Source organism: Myxococcus sp. XM-1-1-1, from assembly GCF_020037095.1.
GTDB lineage: Bacteria > Myxococcota > Myxococcia > Myxococcales > Myxococcaceae > Myxococcus > Myxococcus fulvus.
In genome coordinates, this window is sequence record NZ_JAIQDH010000001.1 from 743,572 (window position 1) to 764,996 (window position 21,425).

The 21,425-nt window shown below is 69.7% G+C and carries 20 protein-coding genes; 7 read left to right on the forward strand and 13 right to left on the reverse strand.

Features of this window, described 5'->3' with window-relative positions; all coding sequences use genetic code 11:
* Positions 1-9 precede the first annotated feature (9 nt).
* Both prmC and prfA read right to left on the reverse strand, forming a co-directional pair.
* Entirely contained in the window at positions 10-891 is an 882-nt protein-coding gene (gene prmC / locus K8640_RS03110) for a peptide chain release factor N(5)-glutamine methyltransferase (protein ID WP_223745700.1), read from the reverse strand.
* A complete protein-coding gene (gene prfA / locus K8640_RS03115) occupies positions 888-1,982 on the reverse strand; it encodes a peptide chain release factor 1 (protein ID WP_141329943.1) in 1,095 nt (364 codons plus the stop codon). The genes prmC and prfA overlap by 4 nt, the downstream gene beginning before the upstream one ends.
* Positions 1,983-2,146: 164 nt before the next feature.
* On the opposite strand from prfA, the gene K8640_RS42420 reads away from it, so the two are divergent.
* Positions 2,147-2,269, forward strand: a complete 123-nt coding sequence (locus K8640_RS42420; protein ID WP_013941470.1) for a hypothetical protein — start codon at positions 2,147-2,149, stop codon at positions 2,267-2,269.
* 8 nt (positions 2,270-2,277) lie between these two features.
* On the opposite strand, the gene K8640_RS03120 is transcribed toward K8640_RS42420, so the two are convergent.
* A complete protein-coding gene (locus tag K8640_RS03120) occupies positions 2,278-3,477 on the reverse strand; it encodes a CapA family protein (RefSeq protein WP_223745701.1) in 1,200 nt (399 codons plus the stop codon).
* A 63-nt stretch (positions 3,478-3,540) separates the two neighbouring features.
* Between K8640_RS03120 and K8640_RS03125 the strand changes: the two genes are divergently transcribed.
* Both K8640_RS03125 and K8640_RS03130 read left to right on the forward strand, forming a co-directional pair.
* Positions 3,541-4,356, forward strand: coding sequence for a lipopolysaccharide assembly protein LapB (locus K8640_RS03125; RefSeq protein ID WP_223745702.1), 816 nt, complete (start codon positions 3,541-3,543; stop codon positions 4,354-4,356).
* A gap of 3 nt (positions 4,357-4,359) precedes the next feature.
* Positions 4,360-5,784, forward strand: a complete 1,425-nt coding sequence (locus K8640_RS03130) for a hemolysin family protein (RefSeq protein ID WP_223745703.1) — start codon at positions 4,360-4,362, stop codon at positions 5,782-5,784.
* A 139-nt stretch (positions 5,785-5,923) separates the two neighbouring features.
* Here K8640_RS03130 and K8640_RS03135 read toward each other — a convergent pair whose 3' ends face one another.
* Positions 5,924-6,634, reverse strand: a complete 711-nt coding sequence (locus tag K8640_RS03135) for a hypothetical protein (RefSeq protein WP_223745704.1) — start codon at positions 6,632-6,634, stop codon at positions 5,924-5,926.
* Between the two features lie 338 nt (positions 6,635-6,972).
* Here K8640_RS03135 and smc point away from each other — a divergent pair, with 338 nt between their 5' ends.
* Positions 6,973-10,572 (forward strand): chromosome segregation protein SMC, encoded by a 3,600-nt coding sequence (gene smc, locus K8640_RS03140; RefSeq protein ID WP_223745705.1) that lies wholly within the window; start codon positions 6,973-6,975, stop codon positions 10,570-10,572.
* Positions 10,573-10,704: 132 nt separating this feature from the next.
* On the opposite strand, the gene K8640_RS03145 is transcribed toward smc, so the two are convergent.
* The 6 genes from K8640_RS03145 to groES all read right to left on the reverse strand — a co-directional run bounded on the left by K8640_RS03145 (position 10,705) and on the right by groES (position 16,833).
* Entirely contained in the window at positions 10,705-11,913 is a 1,209-nt protein-coding gene (locus K8640_RS03145) for a hypothetical protein (RefSeq protein WP_223745706.1), read from the reverse strand.
* 38 nt (positions 11,914-11,951) lie between these two features.
* Positions 11,952-13,337, reverse strand: a complete 1,386-nt coding sequence (locus K8640_RS03150; RefSeq protein WP_046718241.1) for a sigma 54-dependent Fis family transcriptional regulator — start codon at positions 13,335-13,337, stop codon at positions 11,952-11,954.
* Between the two features lie 602 nt (positions 13,338-13,939).
* The gene (locus K8640_RS03155) at positions 13,940-14,356 is read right to left on the reverse strand and encodes a hypothetical protein (protein WP_223745708.1); all 417 of its coding nucleotides are present in this window, start codon (positions 14,354-14,356) and stop codon (positions 13,940-13,942) included.
* 100 nt (positions 14,357-14,456) lie between these two features.
* The gene (gene grxC / locus K8640_RS03160; RefSeq protein ID WP_141325484.1) at positions 14,457-14,714 is read right to left on the reverse strand and encodes a glutaredoxin 3; all 258 of its coding nucleotides are present in this window, start codon (positions 14,712-14,714) and stop codon (positions 14,457-14,459) included.
* A gap of 148 nt (positions 14,715-14,862) precedes the next feature.
* Positions 14,863-16,506, reverse strand: a complete 1,644-nt coding sequence (groL, locus tag K8640_RS03165; RefSeq protein ID WP_223745709.1) for a chaperonin GroEL — start codon at positions 16,504-16,506, stop codon at positions 14,863-14,865.
* Positions 16,507-16,542: 36 nt separating this feature from the next.
* Entirely contained in the window at positions 16,543-16,833 is a 291-nt protein-coding gene (groES, locus tag K8640_RS03170; RefSeq protein ID WP_013941457.1) for a co-chaperone GroES, read from the reverse strand.
* A gap of 415 nt (positions 16,834-17,248) precedes the next feature.
* Between groES and K8640_RS03175 the strand changes: the two genes are divergently transcribed.
* The 3 genes from K8640_RS03175 to K8640_RS03185 are packed head-to-tail and all read left to right on the forward strand — an operon-like array spanning position 17,249 to position 19,033.
* Complete coding sequence (locus K8640_RS03175; RefSeq protein WP_223745710.1) at positions 17,249-17,848, forward strand: hypothetical protein; 600 nt, start codon at positions 17,249-17,251, stop codon at positions 17,846-17,848.
* A gap of 18 nt (positions 17,849-17,866) precedes the next feature.
* Positions 17,867-18,508 carry a hypothetical protein gene (locus tag K8640_RS03180; RefSeq protein WP_046714961.1) on the forward strand — a complete coding sequence of 214 codons (642 nt, stop codon included), beginning with the start codon at positions 17,867-17,869 and terminating at the stop codon, positions 18,506-18,508.
* 45 nt (positions 18,509-18,553) lie between these two features.
* Positions 18,554-19,033 carry an NUDIX hydrolase gene (locus tag K8640_RS03185; protein WP_223745711.1) on the forward strand — a complete coding sequence of 160 codons (480 nt, stop codon included), beginning with the start codon at positions 18,554-18,556 and terminating at the stop codon, positions 19,031-19,033.
* Positions 19,034-19,045: 12 nt separating this feature from the next.
* Here the strand turns inward: K8640_RS03185 and rpoZ are convergent, their stop codons facing one another.
* The 3 genes from rpoZ to pgm form a co-directional block, all read right to left on the reverse strand.
* The gene (rpoZ, locus tag K8640_RS03190; RefSeq protein WP_141325494.1) at positions 19,046-19,282 is read right to left on the reverse strand and encodes a DNA-directed RNA polymerase subunit omega; all 237 of its coding nucleotides are present in this window, start codon (positions 19,280-19,282) and stop codon (positions 19,046-19,048) included.
* Between the two features lie 120 nt (positions 19,283-19,402).
* Positions 19,403-19,753 carry a DoxX family protein gene (locus K8640_RS03195; protein WP_141325495.1) on the reverse strand — a complete coding sequence of 117 codons (351 nt, stop codon included), beginning with the start codon at positions 19,751-19,753 and terminating at the stop codon, positions 19,403-19,405.
* On the reverse strand, positions 19,750-21,387 hold the full coding sequence (gene pgm, locus K8640_RS03200; RefSeq protein WP_141325497.1) for a phosphoglucomutase (alpha-D-glucose-1,6-bisphosphate-dependent): 1,638 nt from the start codon (positions 21,385-21,387) through the stop codon (positions 19,750-19,752). The genes K8640_RS03195 and pgm overlap by 4 nt, the downstream gene beginning before the upstream one ends.
* Between the last annotated feature and the right edge of the window lie 38 nt (positions 21,388-21,425).

Here is a 21,425-nt window from a genome sequence, read left to right on the forward strand (position 1 = left end):
TTCCGGCCCTCAGCCCTGTGGCCCGCTGACCGCGGGCTGTGTCCCAAATGCCATGCGCTCCCGCCGCTCGAGGTCCTTCTCCACGCGCGCGTCCTCGTAACCGGCCGCGCGCAGGAGCTCCAGGACGGCGGGGCCCTGCGTCTCCCCCATCTCCAGTGCAAGCAGTCCGCCAGGCTCCAACCACTTCCGGGCCTCGCTGACCACGCGCTGGAGGGCGACCAGCCCGTCGGGCCCTCCGTCCAGCGCCAGCCGGGGCTCGCGCCGCACCTCGGCGGACAGCCCGGCAATCTCCTCCGACGCGATGTAGGGCGGGTTGGACACGACGACGTGGAAGCGGGCGTCGGCGGGCAGCGGGGAGAACAAGTCCCCCTGGAGCACCGTCACGCGCTCGGAGACCTTGAGCGCCTCCGCGTTCTCGCGCGCCAGCGCGCACGCGTCCGGCGACAGGTCCGTGGCCGTCACGGACAGCAGGGGCCGCTCGGCCGCGAGGCTGATGGCGATGCAGCCGGAGCCCGTGCACACGTCCAGCGCGCGCGCGGGCGCGTCCTTGGGCAGCTTGCGCAGGGCGGCCTCCACCAGGAGCTCCGTCTCCGGGCGGGGGATGAGCACGCGCGCGTCCACCTTGTAGGCGCGGTTGTAGAACTCGCGCGTCCCGGTGAGGTACTGCGTGGGCTCACCCGACAGGCGCCGGGCGATGAGCGCCTTGTAGGTGGCCAGCTCGTCCTTGGAGAGCGGGCGGTCCAGGTCCACGTACAGCCGCACGCGCCCGGTCTTCAGCACGTGCGACAGGAGGATTTCCGCGGTGAGTCGCGGCGCGTCCACCTGCCGCTTCTCGAAGTGCTGCGTCGTCCAGGTGAGGACCTTGCGGATGGTCCAGGTCTCGCTGCTCATGCTTCGGGCTGTGGCCTCGGACCGCCGCCCGTCTGCGCCTTGAGGGCCTCGGCCTGGTAGAAGGTCCGGCAGGCGGTGATGATGTCCTCGATGTCGCCCATCATCACGGCCGGCAGGTTGTGAACCGTCAGACCGATGCGGTGGTCCGTCAGCCGGTCCTGCGGGAAGTTGTACGTGCGGATCTTCTCGCTGCGGTCGCCCGTGCCCACCTGCGAGCGGCGGGTGGAGTCGCGCTCGGAGCGGATGCGCTCCTGCTCGATTTCGTAGATCTTCGCGCGCAGCATGCGAAGGGCCATGTTGTAGTTCTTCAGCTGGCTCTTCTCCTGCTGGCACTTCACCACGATGCCCGTGGGCCGGTGCGTCAGGCGCACCGCGGAGTCCGTGGTGTTGACGCTCTGGCCGCCGGAGCCCGTGGAGCGCATGGCCTGCCGGTCGATGTCCGCCTCGTTGATCTTCACGTCCACCTCCTCGGCCTCGGGCATGACGGCCACCGTGATGGTGGAGGTGTGGATGCGGCCCTGCGTCTCGGTGGCCGGCACGCGCTGGACGCGGTGCACGCCGGACTCGTACTTCAGGCTGCTGAAGACGGCGTCGCCCGACAGCGTCACGGTGGCGTCCTTCACGCCGCCCGCGTTGCCGGGGCTCATGTCGATGATGTCCGACTTCCAGCCGCGCGTGTCCGCGTACCGGAGGTACATCTGCATGACCTCCTCGGCGAACAGCGCCGCCTCGTCGCCGCCCGCGCCCGCGCGAATCTCCAGGATGACGTTCTTGTCGTCATTGGGGTCCTTGGGCAAGAGCAGCACCTTGAGGCTGGCCTCGAGCGCGTCGCGCTGTTCCTTCAGTCCGGGCAGGGCCTCGCGCGCGTAGGTCTTCTCGTCGGCGCTGCCGGCGTCGAGCCAGGCTTCGACCTCCTTGAGGTCCGCGAGCACCTGGCGGTACGTCCGGAACGTCTCCACCAGCTTCTCCAGGCCCGCACGCTCCTTGGAGACCTTCTGGAGCCTCGCCGAATCGGCGAGCACGTCCGGGTTGGACAGGTCCGCGGTGAGGCGCTCGAACCGGCGCTCGACGTCTTCGAGTTTGTCAATCATCGTCGTTCCAGGGGGTATTGCCCCTTTGTCCGGCTGCTGGCAAGGGAGGACGGAGTCAAGAAATTCCTTGGCCGCTCGGGCGGTAGCATGAAAGAAGGGCCGCCCTCACCGCCGAGCCTCGTGCCCGAGCGGTCGGTCTCACATCACCTACACGGAGTCCTTCCATGCCCGCCCAGAAGGGAAATCGTTCCAAGAAGAAGGTCGCCAACCGCGCCAAGGGCCGGAAGGCCCAGCTGAAGCGCCGCCGCAGCCGCGCCAAGAAGGGCCAGTCCAACAACAAGGTCTGACGCGCCGGTTACTCCCTCCCGCCTGTCGCGGGGGAGGGAGTCGGCCCGGCCCACGGCTCCAGCTCGGGGAGCATCTTCCCCAGGGAGCGTGAGCTTTCGGCCACCAGGCGCAGCACCTCCTCGGCCGCCGGCCCCGTCACGGGCACCGGCTGGAAGGGGAGCTCCGGGAAGCGGTCCGTGCGCAGCGGCAGCACCTCGCTCTTGAGGTAGCCCTCCGGTCCGAAGGTCCCCTTCCACAACGCGCTGCGCTTGTCGCGCGGGTTCCAGTTCCCCCCGAAGACGAAGTTGCCCAGCGAGTACACCACGGGCCTGCCCTGGAAGAGCTCCATGCCCTGGAGCACGTGGGGGTGGCTGCCCAGCACGCCCGAGGCGCCCGCGTCGATGGCGGCGTGCGCCAGGCGGACCTGGTAGGGCTCCAGCACCTGGGTGCCCTCGCGGCCCCAGTGGAAGTAGGGCAGCACGACGTCCGCCTGGGCCTTCGCCAGGGCGATGTCCTCGCGCAGCATCCGCTCCATCACGTCCACGTCGGAGAAGTGGCCCGCGACGCCCGGCGTGGTGTCGGTGGCGTAGACCTCCGGCGGCTCGATATTGCGCTCGCCCAGGAAGAAGTAGCCCAGCAGCGCCACCCGCAGGCCGCCCACGGTGAGGACTGCGGGACGGCGCGCCTCGGCCAGGGTGCGCCCGGCGCCGAAGTAGGGGATGCGCGCGGCCTCCAGCGTCGCCAGGGTGTCGAGCAACCCCTGGGCGCCGTAGTCCATCAGGTGGTTGTTGGCCAGGCTGACCACGTCCACGCCGCCCGCGGTGAGCGCGCCCACCAGCTCCGGACGGGCCCGGAAGTTGAAGTTCTTGGGCAGCTTCTCGCCCCCTTCGGTGAAGGGGCACTCCAGGTTGATGACGAAGAGGTCCGCCGCGTCACCCAGGGCGCGGACCTCCTTGAAGCCATAGGCGAAGAGCTCCTCCCGGGAGCGGCCCTTGGCCAGCTCGTCGTCGAAGAACTTCTGGTGGTTGTGGCCGAGCGTCACGTCCCCGCCGAACAGGAGGGTGATGGGGCGGGGGACGGCGGGCGGGGAGGGGGGCGCCAGGGCGGCGGGCGTCCCGGCGTCCTCGGTTTGTCGGGTCGGGGCGGGAGGGGTGGGGTCCACCGTCACCGGGCCGGGGCGAGGATGACAGGCGGAGAACAGGAGGAGCAGCAGGGCGGCGTGGCGCATGGACGGAGGGAAACTCTACCTTGCACCCGTGTTTGCGCGGCGCGTAGATTGCCCCGCGCTCTCATGGCCCGGGAAAAGGACAACATCGCGCTCTCCGACGAGCACAACACTCGCGGAATCGAGCTGGCGGACCGGGGTTGGCTGGACGAGGCCATCAAGGAGTTCAAGAAGGCCATCGAGCTGGACCCCAGCTCCGCCCATGCCCACGACAACCTGGCCACCGTCTACGCGGAGAAGAAGCTCTTCCGCGAGGCGCTCACCGAGTACCTCACCGCCCTGAAGCTGGAGCCGGAGAGCGCCACGGCGCACTACAACCTGGCCTGCTTCCTCTCCACGCACGCGGGGGAGATGGCGGTGGAGGAGTACAAGGAGGCCATCGAGCTGGACCCCGAGTACCCGGACGCGCACCTCAACCTGGGCCTCACGTACGCGGACCAGGGCCGGGTCGAGGAGGCGATGCGCGAGCTGCAGGCGGCCATCGAGTTGGATCCGCAGGACGCGTTCCCCCGGCACGAGCTGGCGGCGCTGATGATGGACGAGGGCGACTACCGCTCCGCCATCACGCTCCTCAAGGACGTGGTGCGGCTGGAGCCGGACAACTTCGAGGCCCAGTTGGATCTGGGCATCTGCTACGCGCAGAAGGGCTTCTACGCGGAGGCCGAGCGCGCGTACGAGCGGGCCCGGGCGCTCAACGCCGAGGACCTGCTGCTCAACTACAACCTGTCCGCGCTGTACGCCCTGTGGGGGCGGCCGAAGGACGCGGTGACGTACCTGAAGTCGGCGCTCACGGCGGACCGGCAGAAGGTGATGGGGTGGTTGTCGACGGACCCCATGTTCGACGCCCTCAAGGGCGACACCGACTTCGAAGCCTTGTTCTGAGCCATGGGCATGGAATGGGTGTTCCTGGGGCTGGCGATCCTCCTGGTCTTCGCCAACGGCTTCTTCGTGGCGACCGAGTTCGCCATCGTGAAGATTCGCGCCACGCGGCTGCAGGCGCTGGTGGACGAGGGCCAGCCGGGCTCCACGCAGGCGCTGAAGATGGTGGAGCAGTTGGACGCGTACCTGTCCGCCACCCAGTTCGGAATCACGCTGGCGTCGCTGGGGCTGGGCTGGCTGGGTGAGCCCGCCTTCGCGAAGCTGTTGGAGCCGGTGCTGACGCGGGTGGTGCCCGAGGGCGCGAGCCCCACGGTGGCGCACACCGCGTCGGTGGTCATCGCCTTCAGCATCATCACGTTCCTGCACATCGTGCTGGGGGAGCTGGCGCCCAAGAGCCTGGCCATCCAGCGCGCGGAGGCGACGACGCTCGCGGTGGCGCTGCCGATGCGGGCTTTCTACCTGCTGTTCTACCCGGCCATTGTCCTGCTCAACGGGCTGGCGGCGTGGGTGCTGCGGGTGGTGGGGCTGCAGACGGTGGGCGAGGCGCACGAGGCGCACAGCGAGGACGAGCTGCTCGTCATCCTCCACAGCTCCGCGCAGGCGGGGGCGATCACGACGGCGCGCGCGGAGCTGCTCGAGCGCGCGCTGGAGATGGCGCAGAAGACGGCGCGGCAGGTGATGGTGCCGCGAAACCAGGTGAAGTTCCTGGATGTGGAGGAGCCGCTGGAGAAGTGCATCGCGGACGCGCGCGCCGCGGGGCACACGTGGCTGCCGGTGTGTCGGGGCAACCTGGACGAGGTCGAGGGCGTGGTGAACGCCAAGGACCTCTTCTTCCTGTTGTCGCGCGGCGAGCTGCGCAGCCTGGCGCAGGTGCAGCGGCCGGTGCTGTTCATCCCGGAGAACGCGACGCTGGAGCAGCTGCTCGCGGAGTTCCGGCGCCGGCGTCGTCAGACGGCGCTGGTGGTGGACGAGCACGGCGGTACGTCGGGCCTGGTCACCATCGCGGACGTGGTCGCGGAGGTGGTGGGCGACGTGGCGGAGCTGGGCCGGCGGGTGGAGGAGGTGCGTTCGCTGCCCGGTGGACGCTTCGAGCTGCCCGGCACCGCGCAGTTGGACGACCTGGAGGAGCGGCTGGACGTCAGCTTCGACCTGGACGAGGACGAAGAGGGCGAGGTGACGACGATTGCCGGCTTCCTGATGTCGAAGCTGGGGCGGGTGCCGGAGAAGGGCGACTCGCTGCGGCTCGACATGTGGCGCATCCTCGTGGAGGAGGTGGACGGGCCCCGCGTGGTGCGCGTGGTGGTGGAGCCCCAGTCCCGCGCCGCGCCCAGGACGCCCGCGGATGGCTCCGCGCCGGCGACGTCGACGGACGGCTCCCCGGGTGAGCCTCCCCCGACGGCTTCCTCGGGCTCGGGCGGCGAGTCCGCCTGAGCCTCGGCGCCCGCTCGTGACGCCCTGGAGGTCCGGCCTCGCGTGGCGAGGGCGTCGACTCCTCGGCGCGACAGCCCGCGTCGGTCATCCGTGACGCGGGCCGCGCTGCGTTGACGTTCCCGGTCCCTCGGCTGCGCGCTCAGGGCGCGGACGTGCCCTTCTTGTCGGCCGCGGCCTTCTTCACGGGCCGCTTCTCCTTGCCGGAGGACTTGGCCTGTGCGGGCTGGGGCCTTTCAACCTTGAGCAGCTCCAGATCCGTGCTCTCCGGCGTGGCGAACTTGATGATGCCCACGCCCGGCGCGAACCAGATGTAGCTCTCCATGGAGCGGCCCTCGGAGCCGGGGCGGCTGGCGCGCGCGGTGACGATGTTCTTCACCTTCAGGGCCTTGAACGTCCCGGCCGCGACGGTGACCTCCTCCTCGCCCACCACCGTGGACTCCTTGTCGAACGTCGTCGCGATGATGGGGCGGATGCCGCCCGTCTTGCCCACGGGAGGCTGGAGCTTCACCGACAGGCTGTTCTTCCAGGTGCCACCCAGCACCATGCTCGACGGCGCGGGCACGGCCACGCCCTCGGAGCTCACCACCTGGACATCCATGCCGGACGCCGACAGCAGCGTACCCTCCAGGCCACCCAGGCCCGTGCTCATGCCCAGGCTGCTACAGGTTGCATCCGTCTCGCCCTGTCGGCCCTTGAGCTTCACGGCGACCTTGCCGGTGAGGCCCTCGGGCGTGGGCGTCACGCCGTGCGTGCTCAGCACCATCTGCGAGGACCTGCCCGCCCGGTAGGTGAGCGTCAGCCCCTCCTCGAGGGGGAAATACGGGTTGGGGCAGGCAGAGACCGCCTCCACCGCTTGAGTGTCAGACCGGGGTGCTACCTCCGGCGTAGGAGACGCTCCCATGAGGAGCGTCATGGCGAGAAAGGGCTGGAACGTATGCAACCTCCGGAAAAGTCAATGGGAAGGTAGGGTGGGGCGCCCAGGGTGCAAGTCCGAGAGAGGACCCTGCTGGCCGACTCCTGTCCGACCGAAGGGCAAGCAGCCGAACGTATGGCCACGCGTGGCATGGTCACGCTTGATCGCCTGGGAGGCGGCTGGTAGTCCTCGGAGAAATCGTTCCGAGGCCGATTTCTAGGCCTCGCGCTCACTTTTCACTCAGTACCTCGCGCGTCTCCCGGGAGCCCGCTGGCATGCGTATCAAGCGGTTGGACATCACTGGCTTCAAGTCCTTCATGGAGCGCAGCGTCTTCACGTTCGACGAAGGCGTCACCGGCATCGTCGGCCCCAACGGCTGCGGCAAGTCGAACGTCGTGGACGCCATCCGCTGGGTGATGGGTGAGCAGAGCGCGAAGAACCTCCGTGGCCGTGGCATGGAGGACGTCATCTTCAACGGCTCGGAGAACAAGCCGCCCCTGTCCATGGCGGAGGTGTCGCTGACCTTCCTGGTGGACGACACGGACCAGCTCGCGCCCCAGTACCAGGGCTTCTCGGAGATCACCGTCACGCGGCGCCTGTTCCGCAACGGGGACTCGGAGTACCTCATCAACAAGACGCTGTGCCGCCTGCTCGACATCACCGAGCTGTTCCTGGGCACGGGCGTGGGAACCAAGGCCTACTCCATCATCGAGCAGGGCCGCGTGGGCCTCATCGTCTCCAGCAAGCCGGAGGACCGCCGGCACCTGCTGGAGGAGGCCGCGGGCGTCACCAAGTACAAGGCGCGCCGCAAGGCCGCCGAGCGGAAGATGGAGGCCACCGAGGCCAACCTCCTGCGCGTCACCGACATCACCAGCGAGCTGGAGAAGCGGCTGGACGCGCTGTCGCGTCAGGCGAAGAAGGCGGAGAAGTACAAGAAGCTCAAGGCGCGCATGCGGGACATCGACCTGCACGCGGCAAGCCACCGTCACCTGGAGCTGCTCGCGGAGAAGCAGGTCCTCCAGTCGCGCCTGTCCAACCTGGGCACCGAGGAGCGCGACAGCCTGGACCGCGTGAAGGAGCTGGAGGAGACCATCGCCCGGCGCCGCGCGGAGCTGGACGCGGAGGCCGCGGCGCTCCAGGCCCTGGCCGCCGAGGTGCACGCGCTGGAGAGCTCGCTGCAGCGCGACACGCAGGACTTGTCCTACGGCAAGCGCGACCTGGAGGAGACGCAGGCCCGCGTGGCCCAGGCCCGCACGGAGCTGGACGGGCTGCTCGCCAGGCAGGCGGAGATGTCCGAGGCCATGGCCGCGCGCGAGGCCGAGCTGTCCGGCATCGCCGGCTCGTGGAAGGAGGACGAGGTGGCGATGCAGGTGGCGCAGGAGGAGCTGCGCCGCGTCACCCAGCTGCAGACGGAAGTGGCCCTGCGGCTCGAGCAGGAGCGCGCGGGCCTGGTCGCCGTGGCCACGCGGCTGGCCAACCACGAGAGCAACCTGGTGGGCCTGGCCCGTCAGCGCACCGATTTGGAGGGCCGCCGCGCCAAGCTGCAGGCGGAGCTGGCGGCGCTGCGCGAGCAGGAGGCGCAGCTGGAGACGGCGCGTGGTGAGGTGGCGAGGCGGGTGGAGGACACCCGGCACCTGGCCGCGGAGCTGGCCGAGCACAAGGCGCAGGAGGAGGACGCCCTGTCGCGCACGCGCGCGGCCTTCACGGAGAACGAAATCCAGGTCATCGCCCTGCGCGAGGAGCTGAGCGACAAGCGGAGCCGCCTGTCGTCGCTGGAGGACATCCAGAAGAACTACGACGGGTTCGACCGCGGCGTGCGCGCCGTCATGGTGCGCGCGGGCACGGTGGCCCGGGAGCAGGGCATCTTCGGCCTCGTGGCGGACGTGCTCACGGTGACGCCGCGCTACGAGCGCGCGGTGGAGGCCGCCCTGGGTGAGCGGCTCCAGCACGTCATCGTCGAGAGCCGCGACAAGGGCGTGGAGCTGGTGGAGTACCTCAAGGGCCACGCGGAGGGCCGGGGCAGCTTCCTGCCCGTGCCCGCGCTGGACGCCCTGCCGCCCGTGGAGGCGCCGGACTTCGAGCGCCCGGGCGTGCTGGCGCACGCGCTGGGCGAGGTGACGTGCGAGGAGGCGCTGCAGCCCGTGGTGCGGCTGCTCCTCGGAGACGTCGTCATCGTCCAGGACCTGGCGGCGGCGCGCGCGTACTCGGAGGCCGGCGGCCCGGCGCGCACGCTCGTCACGCAGGACGGCGAGGTGTTCCGGCAGGACGGCACCATCGTCGGCGGTGAGCGCGAGGGCGCGGCGGTGGGCGCGCTCCAGAAGAAGCGCGAGATCGCGGAGCTGGCCACCGAGGTGGCCCGGGTGGAGGAGCGCTACAACGAAATCCTGACCCGGCACTACACGCTCCAGAAGCAGATGGGGCACACCGAGGGCGTCCTCAAGGGGCTGGCCAAGAACCAGCACGCCGAGGAGGTGAACCTCGCCAGCCAGGAGAAGGACCTGCACAAGGCGGGTGAGGACCTGGCGCGCGTGCGCGAGCGGGTGCGCTCCCTGGAGCAGGAGGACGGGCAGCTGGGGCAGAGCCACATGGCGCTGGCCCACGAGGAGGAGGCCAGCCGCGGCGAGGTGGCCCACGGCCAGACGGACCGCGAGGCCCGCGAGGAGCGCGTCAAGCAGCTCGCCGGCGAGCAGGAGTCCCTGCGCCAGCGCGCGGAGGCCGCCAACGCGGACCTGACGGGCCTGCGCATCAAGGTGGCCGCCGGCAGCGAGCGCGGCGAGTCCGCGCGCAAGGAGTTGGACAGCCTGGTCACCCAGCGCCGGGAGATGGAGACGCGCGTGGCGCGCCTGCAGGCGACCCTGGCCGAGGGCGGCGCGCGCACGGAGGAACTGGGCAAGCGCACCACGGAGACCGAGGCGGGCCTGTCCCAGCGCGTGGAGGAGCACCGCGTCGCCGCGGAGGGCCTGGAGTCCCGGCGCGCCGCGCACCTGCTCGCCTCCAGCGAGGTGCGTGAGCAGGACTCCCAGTTCCGCGAGCTGCGCGGCCGGGTGGAGGAGCTGATGCAGGGGCTGTCCCAGATTTCGCTGCGCGAGCGCGAGATTGCCCTGGAGCTCGAGCACCTGTCGGCCGGCATCCGCGAGCGCCACCAGGTGGACCTGGCGCTGGAGCTGCACCGCTACCACCTGCTGCCGTCGCTGACGCCGGAGACGGAGGCGGAGCTGAAGGATCTGCGCGCCCAGGTGGAGAAGATGGGGGAGATCAACCTCACCGCCATCGACGAGCACGCGGAGCTCTCCAAGCGCTTCGACTTCCTCACCGCGCAGAAGACGGACCTGCAGGCCTCCATGGGGCAGCTCAAGGAGGCCATCCAGCGCATCGACGCGACCAGCCGCGAGCGCTTCAAGCAGACCTTCGACGTGGTGAACGAGAAGTTCCAGGCCATCTTCCCCCGCCTGTTCGGCGGTGGCCGCGCCAGCCTGGTGCTCACCAATGACGGGCCCAACGGCGAGCCGGGCGTGGAAATCGTCGCGCAGCCGCCGGGCAAGAAGCTCCAGAGCGTCAACCTGCTCTCCGGTGGCGAGAAGGCCCTCACCGCCGTGGGCCTCATCTTCGGCATCTTCCTCATCAAGCCCACGCCCTTCTGCCTCCTGGACGAGGTCGACGCGCCGCTGGATGAGGGCAACGTGGGCCGCTACAACGACATGGTGAAGGAGATGAGCCGCCAGTCGCAGTTCATCCTCATTACGCACAACAAGCGCACCATGGAGGTCTCCAACACCCTCTACGGCGTCACCATGGAGGAGCCGGGCATCTCCAAGCTGGTCAGCGTGAAGATTCGCGAGGCCAACGCGGCCAACGACGACAAGATCAGCGCGTAGTCGCGCGAGTCTGGGGCCGGGGAGTCCTCCCGGCCTCCCTGCTGGCGGCGGCACACAGGCCAGAAACACGGAAGGCGCGGGCCCCGACTTTCGGGAACCCGCGCCTTCGTGCGTTTCAGGCGGTGCCTGGGGCTACTTCTTGTAGCTCTTCTTCGGGCAGGCCTTCTGGTCCGCCTCGACGCGGGCCTGGGCGGTGCTCAGGTCCTTCTGGGTGTTGGTGAGGGCCGTCTGGCTGGCCGTCTCCACCGGCGTCCAACCCTCGGCGTCGGTCGTCTTCAGCTCCTGCACCAGCGCCACGGAGGCCTGGTCCACCACCTGCTGGGCCTCCAGCGCCTTCACCCAGCCCTGCGCGGCCTCGACCAGGCTGTTGCACTTGCCGGACAGCTCGTCGAAGAGCTTGTAGTCCTTGGTCTTCTGGTACTTGGCCACCACGGCCTCGAAGGCCTCGGCCGCCGCGGCGCGGGCGCCGAACGCGATGGCCGCGTCCGCCGCGCGCTGGTTGCGCACGACCTCCAGCTGGAAGAAGCGCAGCTGCGGGGGCAGCGAGGACGTCGCCTCGGTGGCGTTGGAGTTGAAGTGCACGAAGCGGTGCGGGTAGGTGAGCTTGTCGGTGGACACCTTCGCGGGCACCGCGAGCACCTTCGTCTTGAGGCACGCGGCCAGCTGGTCACCCTCGGTGCTGCCGGAGGCGTCGAACGTCACCTCGGCCGTGGGCTGCCCCTTGACGAGCGTCACGTGCGACGTCAGCACGGGCGGCGTCGCGCCCTTGTAGCCCGCGTAGCAGTCACACCACTCCTGCTGGGCCAGGCGCACCGCGCCGGAGAAGTCCGAGCCGTCGTTCACCCCGAACTTCACCGACGCGCTGCTGCCGGTGTCGTGCTCGAAGGTCGCGGTGGACTCGACGGCCGCGGCGCCCTTGGCGAGCAGCTTCGGCTTGACGAGCTTGTCCACCACGCCCTGGATGCACTGCTGGCCGGTGGGGGTGAGGTTGTCACCGCTGATGGCGTGCGTGGCGCTCGTGTCCGTCACGGTGGTCTTCACCGTCACGACGGTCTTCTCGGCGGGGCCCCGGTTGCTGGGGCTCACCAGACACTCGAGCACCTCCGGACGGGTGGTGAGCATGGCGCCCACGAGCACGCCCTGGTTGGACGGGGGCAGGTCCAGCTCGCGCGGGAAGCAGCTGGCCACGTCGAAGGCGGGCTGGTTGCCGATGCGCACGCGCTCCTCGGTGCTCACGGGCTTGCCGCCATTGCCATTGGCCGCCGCATCCTCTGCGGGCTTCTGCTGACCGGCGCAAGCGGCGGTGAAGACGACGGAGGCTACGACGAGACGACGCAACATGCGGTTGTTCTCCCTGGGGTAGGACTGCGAGGGGGCACTCACTTCTCCAGGCCCTCGGCGTTCTTGAGGTCCTTGAGGCGAAGCCCATTCTTCTTGAGCAGGCGGTAGAGGCTCTGCATCGACAACCCGGTGCGCTGCTCGGCGGCCTTCATGTCGAAGCCCACCGTGCGCATCACCTCGGCGAAATACAAACGCTCGAAGTCGGCCAGCACCCGGTCCTTGGCCTCGTGGTACGGCATGCCGGTGACGAGCGTGGCCACCTGCGTGCTGGGCGGCTGCCCGTCCGGGCGGCGCGAGGGCTGGGCCAGGAAGTCCAGCCAGCTGGTGTTGCCCGTCTCCTCCATGAGCGCGCCGCGCTCGAGCACGTTGCGCAGCTCGCGCACGTTGCCCGGCCAGTCGTAGCCCTCGAAGAGCGCCAGCGTCTGGGGCGTGAGCGACACGCTGGCCCGCAGCGTCTGGGACAGGGCCTGCGCGAGCGACGGCAAATCCTCCCGGCGCGTGCGCAGGGGCGGCAGCCGCACGCGCGCCACGGCCAGGCGGAAGTAGAGGTCCGCGCGGAAGCGGCCCTGGCGCACGTCCTCCTCCAGGTTGCGGTGCGTGGAGGCGATGACGCGCACGTCCACCGGCACCGGCTGCCCGTCCAGCGACGGCACCTCGCGCGCGTCCAGCACGCGCAAGAGCTTGCCCTGCACCAGCAGCGGCAGCTCGCCCACCTCGTCCAGGAAGAGCGTGCCTCCGCGGGCGGCCTCGAAGACGCCTCGGGCCTCCTTGTCCTCCGGGTCGCTCGCGCGCAGGCCGCCGAACAGCTCGCGCTCCGCCTTCTCCTCGGAGATGAGGTTGCAGTCGACGACCTTGAAGGGGCCGTGACGCCGCGACGAGTGCTGGTGCACCGCCCTGGCCGCCAGCTCCTTGCCCGTGCCCGTCTCACCCTCGATGAGCAGGCTCATGTCCTCGCGCGCCACGCGGCGCAGCTCCGTGAAGACCCAGCGCATCTTCTCCGACGTGCCCACCAGCGCGCCGAAGGACTCCGCCCCGGCCAGCTCCACCTCCGTGGGCTTGGCGGCCACCTTCACCGCGAGCTTCGTCTTGCCCAGCTCCACCTTGTCGCCGCGCCCCAGGTACGCCTGGAGCACCTGCCGGCCGTCGAGGAAGGTGCCGTTGCGGCTGCCGGTGTCGCGCAGCAAGAGGCCCCGGGGCGTGCGCTCCACCTCCAGGTGACGGCGGCTCACCGTGGTGTCGGTCAGCACCAGGTCGCTCGCGGGGTCCGAGCCCACGCGCACCAGGCCATCCTGGGTGGTCACCTTCTTTCCCTTGTCGGGGCCCGACACCACCTCCACGGTCCACTCGTGAATGGGGATGCGCGTCGTGCGGCCTTCGTCCTTGTCCGTCTGGGTGGTCTGGGTGACCTCGGGCCTGGGTTCCATCATGGGTCCTCTTTAGGTGCGAGGGGACCGGGCGGGCAAGCCCGACGCACCGTCTGCGCGCCCCCACTTCGCGGGGGCAACAAGAGTGGAAGATTCTTCCCGGAAGGCAGCTGTAAGCGCGCCTCCTGCGAGAAGGAAAACCCGGGCATCGCGGCCCGGGACAATGGGAAACGTCGAGGGGGGACGCTTCAGGGCGAGGGAGGGTTCCGCGCGCGTGTGCAGCGCGAGCGCGGCCTCGCGGGTGGGCTTCGGGAGGACGCGTCGAGGGGCGGCGCCTGGAGCCACAGACGCTCCAGTCAGGGGTCGGCGGTGAGTGTCCACCAGGACACGTTCACCGCCGGTCGCGCGCCAGGACGCGTCGGGCTCACGGCGCGCGGCCTCGTCCAGCGCGTGCCCGGAAAGGCCTGCGGGAGGAGAGGTCTCGACGTCGTGGGTCCGAGGGCCCCGTCCGGAAGACACGGCACGGCCGGCGCGCCGCCACATGGGCAGGCGCGCCGACTCGCATCGTCCGGGGAGGGAAGGGCCGTTCCTGAAACTCACGGCCGGCATCCAATGCGAACGCCTCGCGCGAATCCAGTGCTCACGCGAGGCCGTGCTTCACTTCAGTACGTCGCCGGCGAGTCGCTGGCCGGGAAGGACTCCTTCGACAGCTCGTCGACGAGGTCGTCGGACGCGCTGCCTCCGGACTTCACGCCCGCATTCACGGGAGCGCCGGCTCGCGGCGTCTTGCTGGAAGCGCTGGACTTGCTGGAGCCGGCCGCGCGCTTCTTGCCAGGCTCCGCGGCGGGCTTCTCCACGGACGAAAGGCGCGCGCCCAGCAGGTTCTTCGCCCGCTCGGCCAGGTGGCGCTGCTCGTCCTGCCAGTCGCGGAAGAACTGCGCCAGCTCCGGGTCGCCCGCCTGCTCGGCGTCGCGGATGAACTGCTCGGCTGTCGAGGCGCCCTTGAGCAGGTGGTACAGCGTGCTGATGACGTTGTAGTGCGCGTCCCGGGTCCCCGTCTGCCGCTCTTCACCTGCCATGTCCGCCTCCCGAGAAAGGGTGGTGTGCCATGGGGGAAAGCTAGCCACGGGGGCGGTGGGCGGCCCCGGGTGGGGCGCCCGCCCGCCTGCTCGCACCCGGTCAGGCTTGCAGCATGGGGTCCAGCTTGCCTTCCTTGTCGAGCTGGGCCAGGTCCGAGTAGCCGCCGACGTGCGTGTCGCCGATGAAGATTTGCGGCACGGTGCGCTGGCCGCCGCTCATCTCCACGAGCCTGGCTCGCGTGTCGTCGTCTCCGGTGACGTCCAGCTCCTGGAAGTCAACGCCCTTGCGCTTGAGCAGGTCCTTCGCGCGGACGCAAAAGCCACAGTAGTTCGTGGTGTAGATCTTCACGGGCTTCACGGTGTCTCCTCCTTCATTCCCAAACCTAAGGGCGTGGCCTGCCCCGCGCCACCCGGGGCATGAAAGCACGACGGCCCCCGGCTCCCTGAAGAGGAACCGGAGGCCGTCTTCGACAGCAGTCACCCCGGCCGGAGCCGGGGTGGGGGCATCACATCCCCATGCCGCCCATGCCGCCCATGCCGCCCATGCCACCGGCGCCAGCGGGAGCGTCCTTCTCCTCCTTCGGACGCTCGGCCACCATCGCCTCGGTGGTGAGCATCAGGGAGGCCACGGACGCGGAGTTCTGCAGCGCCGTGCGGCTCACCTTGGCCGGGTCGATGACGCCCGCGGCCAGCAGGTCCTCGTACGCGCCCGTCGCGGCGTTGAAGCCGAACGCGCCCGTGCCTTCCTTGACCTTGTTGACGATGACGCTGCCCTCGAGGCCGCCGTTGCCGACGATCTGGCGCAGGGGCTCCTCGACGGCGCGGCGGATGATGTCCACGCCGAACTTCTCACCCTCGGCGAACGTCTGACCCTCCAGCGCCTTGAGGCACCGGATGTAGGCCACGCCGCCGCCGGGAACCACGCCCTCCTCGACGGCCGCGCGGGTCGCGTTGAGCGCGTCCTCCACGCGGGCCTTCTTCTCCTTCATCTCCGTCTCGGTGGCCGCGCCGACGTTGATGACGGCCACGCCGCCCACGAGCTTCGCCAGGCGCTCCTGGAGCTTCTCGCGGTCGTAGTCGCTGGTGGTCTCCTCGATCTGCGCGCGGATCTGCTTCACGCGCGCGTTGATCTCCTGCTCGCTGCCCGCGCCGTCGACGACGGTGGTGTTGTCCTTGTCGACGGTGATGCGCTTGGCGCGGCCCAGGTCCTTGAGCTCCAGGGTGTCCAGCTTGATGCCCAGGTCCTCGGCGATCATCCGGCCGCCCGTCAGGGTGGCGATGTCCTCGAGGATGGCCTTGCGGCGGTCGCCGAAGCCCGGCGCCTTCACCGCGCACACGTTCAGCACGCCGCGGATCTTGTTGACCACCAGCGTGGCCAGCGCCTCACCCTCGACCTCCTCGGCGATGATGAGCAGCGGCTTACCCGCGCGCGCCACCTGCTCCAGGATGGGGAGCAGGTCCTTCATGGAGGAGATCTTCTTCTCGTGGATGAGGATGAGCGCGTCGTTCAGCACCGCCTCCATCCGCTCCGGGTCCGTCACGAAGTACGGGGAGAGGTAGCCGCGGTCGAACTGCATGCCCTCGACCACGTCCAGCGTGGTCTCCAGGCCCTTGGCCTCCTCCACCGTGATGACGCCCTCCTTGCCGACCTTCTCCATCGCGTCCGCGATGATCTGGCCGATGGTGGCATCGCCGTTGGCGGAGATGGTGCCGACCTGGGCGATCTCCTTCTTGTCCTTCGTCGGCTTGGCCAGCTTCTTCAGCTCGCCCACGATGACCGACACGGCCTTGTCGATGCCGCGCTTGATGTCCATCGGGTTGTGGCCCGCGGCCACCAGCTTCGCGCCCTCGCGGAAGATGGCCTGCGCCAGCACGGTGGCCGTCGTGGTGCCGTCACCGGCCACGTCGGAGGTCTTGGACGCGACCTCCTTGACCATCTGCGCGCCCATGTTCTCGAACTTGTTCTCCAGTTCGATTTCCTTCGCCACCGTCACACCGTCCTTGGTGATGGTGGGCGAGCCGAAGCTCTTCTCGATGACGACGTTGCGGCCCTTGGGGCCCAGGGTCACCTTGACCGCGTCGGCCAGGATGTTGACGCCACGGAGGATGGCCTCGCGGGCGCGCACGTCGAAAAGCAGGTCCTTCGCCATGATGGGGATTCCTTGAGTGAAGGGGTGGGGGCGGGATTACTTCTCGATGACGCCGAGCACATCCTCCTCACGGAGGATGAGGTGCTCCTCGCCGTCGAGCTTGATCTCGGTCCCGGCGTACTTGCTGAAGAGGATGGTGTCGCCGGCCTTGATGTCCAGGGGACGCACCTTGCCGTCCTCCTGCACCTTGCCGTTGCCGACCGCGACGACCTTGCCCTCGAGGGGCTTCTCCTTCGCCGTGTCCGGGATGAAGAGGCCGCCCTTGGTCTTGTTCTCCTCGGCGACCCGCTTGACGATGAGCCGATCCTGCAGGGGACGAATCTTCATGGTCTGCTCCTTGATGGGGCGCCCTCCGTCCGGGGACTCCGGGCGGCTTGGGGCGCCGCTGGGGGTTGAAAAAGGGCCGTGACGACCCGCGGCATTAGCACTCCGACCTCGCGAGTGCTAACGCCTAGGCGCGGCGGATAATAACCAGGGAAGATGACCCGTCAAGCGACGCGGGACGCTCGGGCCGTGAGCTGCCAACTGCCCGGCATTGCTGTCTTTTTTCCCTCCCGTTGCGTCCGTGACAGGTAGAGCCCGCCCGCATGCCCGCACGGCTCGGATTGGCACTCGGACGTCACGAGTGCTAGCGCAAGTGCCTGGAATCATTGACGGGCGCTTTTGCGACGCGGAGGGTCGATTGCTACCGTTCCCTTATTCCCGCCGGCCACGCGGGCCGGGCGGGGGGAAGGGAGTGTCGATGAGTCAACTGGTGGCGTCCCTGTCGTTGAAGGAGTTCTTCAAATCGCTCCTGGACGAGGTCACCTCGCGGCAGCGGGTGATGCTGGAAGAGGTGACGGAGTTCTACCTGGTGAACCTGCTGGCGGAGTTCGCCAGCACCGACAACCTGTTCGACCGCCAGGAGGACGGCCGCCGCGCGCGGGAGCCCCTGGCGGTGCTCTACCACCAGGCCCTCCAGCAGGAGCGTGAGGCGCGCATCAAGACGCTGCGGCGGCTGGGCGACGTCTCGCTCTACACCGTGGGGTTCTTCTCCGGCGCGCTGCAGGGCGGGGTGGTGGGGCCCGACTACTACATCCAGATGGGCGGCACCGCGTACGGTCAGGTGGCGGACCTGTCGCCCCGTGCGGGCTTCGCGGGGGTGTACCGGGAGCTGCGCGACAAGTTCCGCGCGGTGGCGGAGGTCCTGGAGGAGATCGCCGCGCGGGGCATGGTGCAGGCGGGGCCCAGCGGGGCGCTCAAGGTCTATGAGACGTGGGCGCGCACGGGCAGCGACCGGCTGGAGCGGGTCCTGGTGGATGCGGGGATGATGCCGGCGCCCAAGGGCCAGCTCCCCAACTGACGCGAGGGAGGTCGCCACATGATTGGCCGCGTTCAGGACCACCTGGAGGCCATCTACGGCTTCACGTGCGAGGCACGGGCGGAGACCTTCGTGGTGGACACGGAGGCCGCCGCCCGGCTGGGCGCCACCGGGCGCAGCGACGAGGAGCTGCTGGTCCACGAAGCCGACGACGCGCTGGAGCTGGCGCTGTACCTGTCCCCGGCGCTCCTGGACCGGCTCAAGCCCTACGAGGCCGGGCCCCTGGGGTACGTGCTGGACGGGGACCTGGCCGGCTACTGCCAGGTGGCCGAGGGCGTCAGCCACTTCCTCTACATGGCCCACACCGCGGCGCACGGGCGCACGGTGTCGCTCTTGGAGCTGGAGGCCCAGGCGGAGGTGGACAAGTTCGCCGTGTGCCTCCTGCACCGCTGGGGCGAGGGCGTGGGGGCCTGGGCGCAGGAGCTGCTCACCCGGCTGTTCGACCGGGTGTCCTACCGCGACAGGCTGTCCTCCCAGGAGCGCTGGCGCTACGAGGAGGCCAACCGGCTGTCCCGGCGGTTCTGCTCGCGGATGATGACGCACGTGGCCGGACGGCGGCTGGAGCGGCTCCTGTCGGACCTGCGGTACGCCTACCGGCTGGGGGCGGAGGCGAAGCTGAGCCACTTCGCCCACGGAGGCTGAGTCCGGGCCCCCACGTCCCGCCGCCATCGGTTAGGGTAGGTGGGCATGCCACGCGAGGCGTCCGCAGGCGGGATTGTCATCCGGGAGAGTGACGGCACCTGGGAGGTGGTCGTCATCCGTCCGCATGGCCGTCCCCTGTGGGCGCTGCCCAAGGGGCACGTGGACCCGGGCGAGACGCCGGAGCAGACGGCGAGCCGCGAGGTGCACGAGGAGACGGGCCTCACCGCCGCGCTCATCGCGCCGCTGGGGGAGATCCGCTACGTCTACCAGTTCCGGGGTCAGCGCATCTTCAAGCGCGTCCACTTCTTCCTCTTCCGCTACCAGGAAGGCGCGCTGGGGCCGCTGCCGGGGCCGCGCGTGGAGGTGGACGAGGTGAGATGGGTGCCGGTGGGACAGCTGGTGCCCCTGCTCGGCTACAAGGGCGAGAAGGCCGTGGCCGCGCGCGCCGTGCGGTGGATGCGCGCCCAGGGCCTGTTGCCCGAGGCCCCTTCCCCGGCCGTGGGGCCCGAGGGGAAGGGAACCTAGAGGGACGGCGGACTACTTGGCGGTGTCGGCCGTGTACTTGCCGGACAGCGCCTCGCGCACGTCACGGTCGAACTTCACGCGGCCGGTGGCCACCTCGCGCAGCGACAGCACGGGGGGCTTGTTCTTGGACTGCTCGATGATGGGGCGGGCGCCGGCCATCAGCTGACGCGCGCGCTTCGCACCGAGCAGCACCAGCGCGAACCGGTTGTCGACGAGGGGGAGGCAGTCTTCGACTGTGACGCGAGCCATGGAACGTCCTTCGGAATTTCGGTGGGGCTACCTGAGAACACTGAAACCTAAAGAGCACCCCGGGGGGAGTCAAGGAAGGACGTACCCCCAGGGCCGCCGGGCGGACAGGCGCTTCGTGGATCAGGTGTACCACCAGGCCCAGAGGATGAGGACGCCCTGCAAGGGGAGCCTCGCCCAGAGGGCGGCCTTGGGAATCTTCCGGAAGCGCTCCGGCTCGCGCGCCATCTGGACGTTGGCGGGGAAGACGGCGATGAACAGCGCGATGAGCCCCCAGGCGGACACCACCCGGGTGGCGGGGATGAGCAGCCCCACCCCCAAGAGCACCTCCGCCACCCCGCTCCAGAAGACGAGCGGGCCGTGCCAGGGCAGGTACGGCGGCATCATCCGCACGTAGGCGCGCGGATGGACGAAGTGGTTGATGCCGCCGGCCACCATGAAGAGGGCCAGCACGTACATCAGGACGGTCTTCACGCTCCGGCGAAGGCCTGGGCGACGATGGCGCGGGCCTCCTCGAGGATGGCGTTCAGGTGGGCCTCGTCGCGGAAGCTCTCCGCGTAGATCTTGTACACGTCCTCGGTGCCCGAGGGCCGCGCGGCGAACCAGCCGTTCTGGGCCACGACCTTGAGTCCGCCGATGTCCGCGTCGTTGCCGGGCGCGCGGGTGAGGCGCTGGAGGATGGGCTCGCCGGCCAGACTCTGCGCCTTCACCGCGTCCGGGGAGAGCTTCTTGAGCACCGCCTTCTGCGCGGGCGTGGCCGCCTGGTCGATGCGCGCGTAGTAGGGCGTGCCGAAGCGCGCGGCCAGGTCCTGGTAGTGCTCGCCCGGGTCCTTGCCGGTGCGCGCCAATATCTCCACCGCGAGCAGGTCCAGCAGCATGCCGTCCTTGTCCGTGGTCCACACCGTGCCGTCGCGGCGCAGGAAGGACGCGCCCGCGCTCTCCTCGCCGCCGAAGCCCAGCGTGCCCGCGAGCAGCCCGTCCACGAACCACTTGAAGCCCACCGGCACCTCGACGACGCGGCGGTGGAGGCTTTGCGCCACCCGGTCGATGAGCCCGCTGGACACCAGCGTCTTGCCCACCGCGGTGCCGGCCTTCCAGCCGGGGCGGTTCTGGAACAGGTAGTGGATGGCCACCGCCAGGTAGTGGTTGGGGTTCATCAGCCCCAGCGAGCGCGTGACGATGCCGTGCCGGTCCGAGTCCGCGTCGTTGCCGAAGGCCAGGTCATACTGGTCCTTGAGCTTCACCAGGTTGGCCATGGCGTACGGCGACGAGCAGTCCATTCGAATCTTGCCGTCGTGGTCCACCGGCATGAACCGGAACGTCGGGTCCACGGTGGGGTTCACCACCGTCAGATTCAGCCCGTAGCGCGTGGCGATGGGCTCCCAGTACGCCACGTTGGAGCCGCCGAGCGGGTCCGCGCCAATCTTCAGCTTCGCGCCCTGGATGGCCTCCATGTCGACGACGGAGCCCAGGTCCTCGACGTACGGCGTGATGAAGTCGTGCGGCTTCACGGTGGGCGCCGTGCGCGCCCGCTCGTACGGCGTGCGCTGGACGCCGCGGTTGTCCTCGCCCAGCAGCGCGTTGGCGCGGCGCTCGATGAGCGCGGTGACGTTCGTGTCCGCGGGGCCGCCGTTGGGCGGGTTGTACTTGATGCCGCCGTCCTCGGGCGGGTTGTGGGACGGGGTGATGACGATGCCGTCGGCGAGCCCCGTGGTGCGCCCCTTGTTGAACGTGAGGATGGCGTGGGAGATGACCGGCGTGGGCGTGGCGCCGTCGGTGAAGCGCACCTGCACGCCGTTGGCGGCCAGCACCTCCAGCGCCGTCTGTTGCGCGGGGGCGGAGAGCGCGTGGGTGTCCATGCCCAGGTACAGCGGGCCGTCGATGCCCTGCTGCTGGCGGTACTCGCAGAGCGCCTGCGTCACCGCGACGATGTGCGCCTCGTTGAAGCTGGTGCGGGCCGACGAGCCACGGTGTCCCGAGGTGCCGAAGGCCACGCGCTGCTCGGGGACGCCCACGTCGGGCTTCTCCGCGTAGTAGCGCGCGCGCAGCTTCTCGGGGTCGATGAGGAGGTCTTCGGGCGGGAGCTTTCCGGCGAGAGGATGGGCCATGTCGGCCGCACCATAGGCGCGCGGGCCGACAGTTTGCT